This window comes from uncultured Faecalibacterium sp., from assembly GCF_900066275.1.
Classification (GTDB): Bacteria; Bacillota; Clostridia; order Oscillospirales; family Ruminococcaceae; genus Faecalibacterium; species Faecalibacterium taiwanense.
In genome coordinates this window covers 5,246-14,112 of record NZ_FMFG01000051.1, presented here as the reverse complement: position 1 = coordinate 14,112, position 8,867 = coordinate 5,246, and the positions used below count along the sequence as shown (strand labels likewise).

Annotated in this window: 6 protein-coding genes and 1 pseudogene; 5 read left to right on the top strand and 2 right to left on the bottom strand. The window is 59.7% G+C overall.

The window, feature by feature from the left end; genetic code table 11:
- Nucleotides 1-452 (top strand): annotated as a pseudogene (locus QZL71_RS12150) (recombinase family protein); the annotation flags it as partial.
- A 623-nt stretch (nucleotides 453-1,075) separates the two neighbouring features.
- On the opposite strand, the gene QZL71_RS12145 reads toward QZL71_RS12150, so the two are convergent.
- Nucleotides 1,076-1,945, bottom strand: a complete 870-nt coding sequence (locus tag QZL71_RS12145) for a patatin-like phospholipase family protein (protein ID WP_097775237.1) — start codon at nucleotides 1,943-1,945, stop codon at nucleotides 1,076-1,078.
- Between the two features lie 228 nt (nucleotides 1,946-2,173).
- Here QZL71_RS12145 and QZL71_RS12140 point away from each other — a divergent pair, with 228 nt between their 5' ends.
- The gene (locus tag QZL71_RS12140; protein ID WP_005944437.1) at nucleotides 2,174-2,767 is read left to right on the top strand and encodes a xanthine phosphoribosyltransferase; all 594 of its coding nucleotides are present in this window, start codon (nucleotides 2,174-2,176) and stop codon (nucleotides 2,765-2,767) included.
- 57 nt (nucleotides 2,768-2,824) lie between these two features.
- On the opposite strand, the gene QZL71_RS12135 is transcribed toward QZL71_RS12140, so the two are convergent.
- Nucleotides 2,825-4,714 carry a peptidoglycan D,D-transpeptidase FtsI family protein gene (locus QZL71_RS12135; protein ID WP_294648953.1) on the bottom strand — a complete coding sequence of 630 codons (1,890 nt, stop codon included), beginning with the start codon at nucleotides 4,712-4,714 and terminating at the stop codon, nucleotides 2,825-2,827.
- Between the two features lie 102 nt (nucleotides 4,715-4,816).
- Between QZL71_RS12135 and QZL71_RS12130 the strand changes: the two genes are divergently transcribed.
- The 3 genes from QZL71_RS12130 to ftsZ all read left to right on the top strand — a co-directional run bounded on the left by QZL71_RS12130 (nucleotide 4,817) and on the right by ftsZ (nucleotide 8,695).
- Entirely contained in the window at nucleotides 4,817-5,956 is a 1,140-nt protein-coding gene (locus QZL71_RS12130) for an FtsW/RodA/SpoVE family cell cycle protein (RefSeq protein WP_097775240.1), read from the top strand.
- Nucleotides 5,957-6,109: 153 nt separating this feature from the next.
- Nucleotides 6,110-7,414, top strand: coding sequence for a UDP-N-acetylglucosamine 1-carboxyvinyltransferase (locus QZL71_RS12125; RefSeq protein WP_294648951.1), 1,305 nt, complete (start codon nucleotides 6,110-6,112; stop codon nucleotides 7,412-7,414).
- 108 nt (nucleotides 7,415-7,522) lie between these two features.
- A complete protein-coding gene (gene ftsZ, locus QZL71_RS12120; protein WP_044954030.1) occupies nucleotides 7,523-8,695 on the top strand; it encodes a cell division protein FtsZ in 1,173 nt (390 codons plus the stop codon).
- Nucleotides 8,696-8,867: the final 172 nt, after the last annotated feature.

The window sequence follows — 8,867 nt, the reverse complement described above, 5'->3', positions numbered from 1 at the left end:
TGCAGGATCAGGAAAACACCACGCTCCCTTTGCTGGAAAAGCAGATGCGCGAGGTAGAGAACGGCATTGAAAATATGCTGAACGCCATTCAAGCAGGTGTGCTGACCAACTCCACCAAATCGCGTTTGGAAAAGCTGGAAGCCCAGCAGAAAGAACTTGAGGTTCGGATTGCCGAAGAAAAAATCGCTCGCCCGCGGTTAAGCGAAAATCAGGTTCGGTTCTGGTTGACCCGGTTCCGCAAGCTCGACCCGAACGTGAAAAGCCACCGGGAGACGCTTATCAATACATTCGTGAATGCTGTTTATCTCTATGATGAAAAAGTTTTGATTACATTCAACTACAAAGACGGCACAAAAACCGTCACTTTCGATGAGATCGCCGCCAAAGATGCCCCAGAGGGCAATGGTTCGGATTTGGGTTGCTTCGCTCCACCAAAAAACCTCAACGTATGAAAGTACGCTGAGGTTTTTGTTTTGCTGCAAAGCCAGACTTATTGGGCGGGTGGATTCGAACAGCATCGGCCCGCCGAATAGTCCGGAGGGCAAAAAAGCCCCTGTGGGGCTTTTTTAGATGCGCGGCTCGCGACATCCACCCGCGCCCACCAAAAAAACCTCAACGTATGCAAGTACGCTGAGGTTTTTGTATTACTGCAAAACCAGACTTATTGGGCGGGTGGATTCGAACAGCATCGGCCCGCCGAATAGTCCGGAGGGCAAAAAAGCCCCTGCGGGGCTTTTTTAGATGCGCGGCTCGCGACATCCACCCGCGCCCACCAAAAAACCTCAACGTATGAGAAAGTACGCTGAGGTTTTTGTTTTGCGACAAGGCTAAACTCACCGGGCGGGTGGATTCGAACAGCTGCGGCGATGTCGTTGAAGACGGCGCAAAAACAGCCCCGATGGACCGTCAGGTTCACCGGGGCTGCTGCTATACCATGATTTTGTTGACGTTAACATTTTCGTGATGCCGTGAAAACATCACATGTAGACCTTCTGGCTGCGCACCTGCGCTTCGATCAAAAGAGCTGCTTCCCTGTGGGGGCTATGCACATGCAGGATATCTGTTTGTGCCGCCGTTACTCTTCCGCTGCAGCCTTGGATTCGTTCACAAAGGCGGCAATCTTATCCACCTGAATTTCGGCAACGGCACGGCCGGTCTCGTAGACGCGGCGCAGCTGGACCGGATCGCGCTCCATAGAGCCGATCTCCAGCGGGATGGGCGGGCGGATGACGAACGCCTTGCCGGTCTGCTCCAGCATGGCAATGTGATCCAGCGTTTCGTTGTAGCGTTCGTGACGGTCGGCAACGGCTTCCACGAAAGCGGGGTAGCGCATGTAGCGTGCCCGGATGACGGGCAGCATCTTGTTCTTCTTTTTCACAAAGCCCTTGGGCTGGGTCAGCACAATGAGGTTGCGTTTGTAGCCGATGGACTCGAAGAACCGCACGGGGATGGAATCGGCAATGCCGCCGTCCAGCAGCTGATAATGGCCGATCTTTACGATCTTGGCCGCCAGCGGCATGGAAGCGGATGCCTGCATCCACTGGATATCCTCGGCATCGCCGGTGCGGCACTTGTGATAGATGGGGTCGCCGGTACGCACATCGGTGCACACCACAAAAAAGTCCATGGGGTTCTCTGCAAATGCCTTTGCGTCGAACACGTCCAGCTTTTCCGGCACGGTGTGGTAGCAGAACTGCTCACTGTACAGGTTGCCGGTGCGCAGCAGGTTGCCGAAGCTTGCGTAGCGCTTATCGTTGCAATACTGGGTGTTGTAGCGGATCACACGGCCGATCTGATGGGACTTGTAGTTGCAGCCGAACACCGCACCGGCCGAAACGCCAATGGCACCATCCAGCACGATGCCATGCTCCATCAATACATCCAGAACACCGGCGGTAAACATGCCGCGCATGGCACCGCCTTCCAGCACAAGACCCGTTTTCATATATGCTCTCCCCTCCTGTGTGCCGGTGCACAGATGCCGGACACACCTTATATTAACTACAGTATACTCGAATCTGTAAAAAGTACAAGAGCGGAAAACCTATAAATTTATCAAGAAAACCTCTTGCCAAAGGAAAGAGCATCCGGTATACTAAGTGAAATAAAAAGAGAAATATGCGCTGCAAACGCATGGGCATGGAAAAGATCAGGTTGGAGGAACTGCTGCACTATGAAGATGCTGGAAGATCGTATTCGCAAAGATGGTATCGTACGCGAGGGCAATGTGCTCAAGGTGGATAGCTTTATCAACCACCAGATGGACATTCCGCTGTTCCGGGAGATGGCAAAGGAGTGGAAGCGCCTGTTTGCAGGCAAGCCCATCAACAAGGTGCTCACCATCGAGGCCAGCGGCATTGGCATTGCAGCCATCGTGGCCAGCGAGTTCAACGTGCCGGTGGTATTTGCCAAAAAGTCCATGAGCATCAATCTGGACTACAACAACTACGAAACCAAGATCCAGTCCTTCACCCACAAAAAGATCTACAATGTGATCGTCTCCAAAAAGTTCCTCACCCCGGAAGACCATGTGCTGATCATTGACGATTTCCTTGCCAACGGCTGTGCCCTGATGGGCCTGCTGGATCTGGCCCAGGAGGCCGGTGCCACAGTGGAGGGCATCGGCATTGCCGTGGAAAAGGGCTTCCAGCAGGGCGGCGAGCTGATCCGCAGCAAGGGCATCCAGCTGGAGAGCCTTGCCATTGTGGAGTCCATGAACAGCGAGACCGGCGAGATCGTCTTCCGCGAGCAGCCGCAGCAGAATTAAACAAAAAACATTGCAGCCCCGGGAAAGTCGGAAGACCTTTCCGGGGCCGTTTTTTGCTTACGCCCCGTCAAAGCTGTCACCGTCGGCGGGCAGGTCGGCAGCGGTCTGGGCGGGATCGGTATCGGTTTCCGGTTCCACGGCGCGGGGCACGCCCTTGTACACCAGCGTCTGTTCCAGCACCTCGGCGCACACCGGGGCTGAAAGGCTGCCGCCGGCAGTCGTCCAGCTGTGGGGTTCGTCCAAGCACACCAGACACAAAAACTGCGGGTCGTCGATGGGAGCCACGGCCACAAAGCTGGCAATACGGGCTTTTTCGTCGGCGCTGTCCAGCTTCTGGCTGGTGCCGCTCTTGCCGCCCACCCGGTAGCCTTGGATGCGGGCATTGCGCCCGCCGCCGTAGAGCACCACGGCTTCCATCATCTCACGCATGGTTTCAGAAGTTTCCGGTTTGATCACCTGCCGCCTGCACACCGGCTCTGTGTGCTGCAGAATGCTGCCGTCCGGGTTCAGGATATCGCTGACAAGATAAGGCTGCATCAGCCTGCCGCCGTTCACCACAGCGCACACGGCTGCGGCCATTTCCATATAGGAGATCTTGCTGCTCTGGCCGAAGGCGCAGGAGGCCAGCTCCACCGGCCCCATGCGGTCGGCGGTGTAGTACAGACTCTTTTTGGGTTCGGCGGGCAGATCGACCCCGGTTGGCTCCCGCAGGCCGAAAGCGGCAAAGTAATCGCAGAAGGCTTCCTTGCCCAGCCGCGCGCCGATCTGGATAAAGCTCTGGTTGCAGGAATTTTCCAGCGCCTGGGTCACGGTCTGGCTGCCGTGGCGCTTGTGGTTGGCGCAGTGGAACCGTGTGCCCGCCACCGAGATGGACTCGCCGCAGTAAAAGGTAGAGTTTTTGCTCACAGCCCCGGCATCCAGCGCGGCGGCGCAGGTGATGAGCTTGAACACGCTGCCCGGCTCGTACAGGTCGCTGACGGCCTTGTTGCGCCACTGGGTCTGCTGGGCCAGCTGCAGGGCGGCAGCGCGCTCGCTGCCGGTAAGGGCATCCACGGCCTTGCGGGCGGCTGCATCGTAGATCACGCGCGGCTGGTTCGGGTCGTAGGCAGGCGTGGTGGACATGGCCAGCACGGCCCCGGTGTTCACGTCCATCACGATGCCCACGGCGCGCGCCGCCACATGATGCTCCTTGACCGCATAATCCAGCGCGTTTTCAAGGTAATGCTGGATGTTGGCATCGACAGTCAGCCGCAGGCCGCTGCCTTCCAAGGGCACTTTTTCGGTCTCGTAGCTCTGCTCCAGTGTGTAGCCCCAAGCGTTGACGGCGGTGAGCACCACACCATTCTGCCCGGTGAGCACATCGTTATATTTCAGCTCCAGCCCGCTCACACCGGCGTTGTCTACATTGGTAAAGCCCAGCACGCTGGCCAGAAATTCCCCCTCCGGGTACCAGCGCTTGGAGTCCTGATTGATGCGGATGCCGGTGATGCCGTTCTCTTCACAAAAATCCCGCACGCGGTCGGCGGTGTCGCGCTCCACGCGGTAGCGCAAAAGGCAGTCGTTGGAGGTGCGGTCACTGAATTTTTCCAGCAGCTTCGCTTCGTCCAGCTCCAATATTTCCGCAAGGCCCTGCGCGGCAAGGCTGAGCTTTTCCTCCGGCATCTCGCGCGGGGAGGCCCGCAATGTCCAGCAGCTGCTGTTGGCGGCAAGCAGTACACCGTCGGCGCTGTAGATGCGGCCCCGGTCGGCAGGCACCACAGTATCACGCAATTGCTGGCCGAGGGCTCGGTTCGTATACCAGCCGCCCGCAAACAGCTGCAGATACGCCAGCCGCGCGGCCAGCCCCGCAAAGCAGACGCAGCACATCAACGCGGCCACCAGCCGTGCCCGGGCACGGAATGCCCGTTCCGGCAGGGTGCGCAAGGGGCGCGGCTCCGGTTTTGGCATGGCAGGCACCTCTCTTTCAAATGGAATGTATGCGCCGGTGCGCCGGGTCTATGACTAACCGGCACCGCCGCCGCGTACAATAAAGGAACGGAGGTGATACGGATGCACAAAGCTGCTGCCCATGCAAAGCGCGGCCTGCCGCTGCGGCATCTTCCGGCCATGGACCTGCCGTTTCTGGTGCTGGTGCTCACGCTGGTGGGCTTTGGCCTTGTAATGCTGGGCAGTGCCAGCAGTGCAGTGGCGCTGTACCGGCGGGGCGATGCTTTTGCCTACCTGCGGCCGCAGCTGCTGTATGCTGCGCTGGGCATCGGGGCCATGTGGGTGGCAAGCCGGGTGGACTACCATGTTTACCACAAGCTGGCATGGCCGCTGCTGGCGCTTTCAATGGTACTGCTGACGGCGGTGCTGTTCATGCCGGAGTACAACGGCTGCAAGCGCTGGCTGGTGCTTCCGGGCCTGGGTACACTGCAGCCCAGCGAGATCGCCAAATTTGCGGTGGTGCTGGTGTTTGCGCATATCATTGCGCTCAACCACGACCGCATGGGCAGCTTTGCGGTGGGGGTGCTGCCCTTTGCACTGGTGCTGGGAGCGGTGGCGGTGCTCATGCTGCTGGAACCGCACCTTTCCGGCACCGTGCTCATTTTGGGCATCGGCGCGGTGCTCATGTTCGTGGGCGGCACCGGCCTCAAGTGGTTCATGCTGGCCGGGGCGGGCGGTGCAGCGGCCATTGGAGCTGCCATCATCATTATGCCGGACCTTGTGCCCTACGCGGCCAGCCGTCTCAGCTCATGGCTGGATCCCTTTGCCGACCCGCTGGGCGACGGCCACCAGACCATCCAGAGCCTGTATGCCATCGGCTCCGGGGGTGCGGCGGGCCTTGGCCTTGGCAGCAGCCGCCAGAAGCACCTGTTCGTCCCCGAGCCCCAGAACGACTTCATCTTTTCCATCCTGTGCGAGGAGCTTGGCTTTGTGGGAGCCTGCGCGGTGATCCTGCTGTTTGCGCTGCTGCTGTGGCGGGGCATCACGCTGGCGGCGCATGCACCGGACCGGTTCGGTGCGCTGCTGGTAGTGGGCTTTGTGGTGCAGGTGGCCCTGCAGGCAGTGCTGAATATGGCGGTAGTCACCAACACCATCCCCAATACCGGCATCAGCCTGCCGTTTTTTTCCTCCGGCGGCACCAGTCTGATGATGCTGCTGGGCGAAATGGGCATCGTGCTGTCGGTGTCCCGCGGGGAGACATAAAACCGGGCGTTCCCTGCCATAAAATGACAGCATCCGCTGCCGGCGCAGCTACAAATAACCGGACAAACAAATGACACAACTGCAGACAAAATAAACAAAAAGCCTTCGCGCCGCATAGCATGAGGTATCTTTTGCGGAACGGGGGCTTTTTGCATGGGCGGAGATCTTATCATCACAGGCGGCATGCCGCTGAACGGCACAGTACACATCCCGGCAGCCAAAAACAGCGTGCTGCCGCTGCTGGCAGCGGCCCTTTTGTGCAATGGCACGGTGCGTTTTCTGCAGGTGCCGCATCTTGCGGATGTGGACACCAGCGTGGAGCTTTTGCAGGGTGCGGGCTGCACGGCCCGCTGGCAGGGCAGCGACATCACGGTGCAGGGCGTGCCTTCCACCTGCCGCCTTGCGCCGGAAGCCGCCGCGCGGATGCGGGCATCCATTTTGTTCTGCGCACCGCTTCTGGCGCGGCTTGGCCGGGTGGAAACGGTGCTGCCCGGCGGGTGCCGCATTGGTGCAAGGCCGGTGGACCTGCACCTTTCCGGCCTTGCGCAGATGGGCGTGCACTGTCGGGAGGAGGGGGCAAGGCTGATCCTGACAGCGCCTGCCGGACTGCACGGTGCGGACATCACACTTGGGTTTCCCAGCGTGGGTGCTACCGAGACCCTGCTTCTGGCAGCAGCTGCGGCGCAGGGCGAGACGGTTCTGCGCGGGGCCGCACGAGAACCGGAGATCAGCGATCTGGCAGCATTCCTGAACCGCTGCGGCGGCTGTGTACAGGGCGCGGGCACCAGCACCATCCGGGTGCAGGGCAGACGAATGCTGTATAGCTGCAGCTTTGCGCCCATGGCCGACCGCATCGTGGCATCCACCCTTGCCTGTGCCTGCGCGGCGGCAGGAGGCCGGGTGGAACTGACCGGCTGCAGGCCGGAGACCTATGCACCGCTGTTGGAAATTCTGGCACAAATGGGCTGCAGGATAGAAACAGGGCCGGAAAGTGCGGTCATTACCCGGCTGGGCGCGCTGCACGGCGCGGGCAGAGTGTTTACCGGGGTATACCCGGCACTGGCAACAGACGCAGCGCCGCTGCTTGCTGCTGCCATGCTTGCCGCCGACAGCGCCAGCAGCATCGAGGATGTGGTGTTTGAGCGGAGATTCGGCTGTGCAGAGGGTTTTGCGGCTTTTGGAGCCGCTGTGCAGGTGCAGGGACGCACACTGGACATCCGGCCGGTGCGGCAGCTGCAGGGCGCGTGTACACGGGCTGCGGACCTGCGCGGAGGCGCGGCACTGGTGGTGGCCGCGCTGGCGGCAAGGGGACAGAGCCGCATTACCGACACCGGTTACATCGACCGCGGATATGCCGGTTTTGCACAGATGCTGGCGGAACTTGGTGCCCAAATTGAGCGGGAAATGCCGCGGGAAAGCGCCAGCGAGAAAAAAACACCTTCAAAAAAGCAAAATTGACTTGCATTCAGGGCAAAAAGATGATACGATACAGTTATATAAGTGTAAGCAGATAATTTCTGTGCGCTATGCGCAGTTTTACGATAAAATCCGATGGAGGACAAAGTTATGGCACTCATGCTCGATGAAGAAATGGACGAAAACGTTACGACGATCAAGGTGATCGGCGTGGGCGGCGGCGGCGGCAACGCTGTCAACCGCATGGTCAGCGACGGCCTGCAGGGCGTCGAATTTATCGCAATGAACACCGACCAGCAGGCTCTGGCCAAGAACCACGCTGCCACCAAGGTGCAGCTGGGTTCCAAGCTGACCAAGGGCCGCGGTGCCGGTGCAGACCCCGAGATCGGCCAGCGCGCCGCTGAAGAGAGCAAGGACGAGATCGCAAATGCGCTCAAGGGTTCCCAGATGGTGTTTATCACTGCCGGTATGGGCGGCGGAACCGGCACCGGTGCAGCACCCGTTGTGGCCGAGGTGGCACACGATCTGGGTATCCTGACCGTTGGCATCGTCACCAAGCCCTTCTCCTTTGAGGGCAAGCGCAAGATGGGTCTGGCAGAGCAGGGCATTGCAAACCTGCTCATGCATGTGGACAGTCTGATCGTCATTCCCAATGAGCGCCTGAAGATGATCAGCCAGGAAAAGATCACCCTGATGAATGCCTTCCAGGCAGCCGATAACGTGCTGCGTCAGGGCGTTGAGTCCATTTCCGCTCTGATCAATGTGCCTGCCTTCATCAACCTGGACTTCGCCGACGTGCGCTCCATCATGAAGGATGCCGGCTACGCACACATGGGCGTGGGCAGCGCCAAGGGCGCAGGCAAGGCCGAGAACGCCGCAAAGGCTGCTATTTCTTCTCCGCTGCTGGAGACCAGCATTGCCGGTGCACACGGCGTGATCATCAACATCACTTCCAGCCCGGACATCGGTCTGGAGGATGTGGAGACCGCAGCAGGTCTCATTACCCAGAGCGCACATCCCGATGCAAACATCATCTGGGGTACTGCGTTCGACGAGAACCTCTCGGACGAGATGCGTGTGACCGTGGTTGCTACCGGTTTTGACAACAAGAGCGCAAGCGACCTGCGCAGCAGCATCAGCAATGCAATGGGCGGCGCACAGTCCACTCCGTCTGCTGTGTTTAGCAGCGAGACTGCAAGCCCGGCAGCTTCTGCCGCAGGCGGCGCTGCACCGGCACCCACTGCTGAAAAGCCCGTGGAAGAGGACAACAGCGATAATGGCTATTACGACCAGCTGATGGCCATGCTGAACAAGCGCAGATAAAAGGCTGGCCGTCATAAGCGGATCAGGCGTATCGGATGGATCGGAGGGACACCATGGCGCAGGGCAGGCAGCAGAACAATGGTTCGCGGCAGCGCTGTGCCCAGTCTGCCGCGGCAAAGGCTCCGGCAGAGCCGCCCAAGGCGGTGTGTGCCCAGCTGGAGCAGATGAACCG

Coding starts and splice junctions, on each gene's coding strand:
- QZL71_RS12145 (WP_097775237.1), bottom strand. CDS start 1,945: ATGAAAACGGGTCTTGTGCTGGAAGGCGGTGCCATGCGCGGCATGTTT.
- QZL71_RS12140 (WP_005944437.1), top strand. CDS start 2,174: ATGAAGATGCTGGAAGATCGTATTCGCAAAGATGGTATCGTACGCGAG.
- QZL71_RS12135 (WP_294648953.1), bottom strand. CDS start 4,714: ATGCCAAAACCGGAGCCGCGCCCCTTGCGCACCCTGCCGGAACGGGCA.
- QZL71_RS12130 (WP_097775240.1), top strand. CDS start 4,817: ATGCACAAAGCTGCTGCCCATGCAAAGCGCGGCCTGCCGCTGCGGCAT.
- QZL71_RS12125 (WP_294648951.1), top strand. CDS start 6,110: ATGGGCGGAGATCTTATCATCACAGGCGGCATGCCGCTGAACGGCACA.
- ftsZ (WP_044954030.1), top strand. CDS start 7,523: ATGGCACTCATGCTCGATGAAGAAATGGACGAAAACGTTACGACGATC.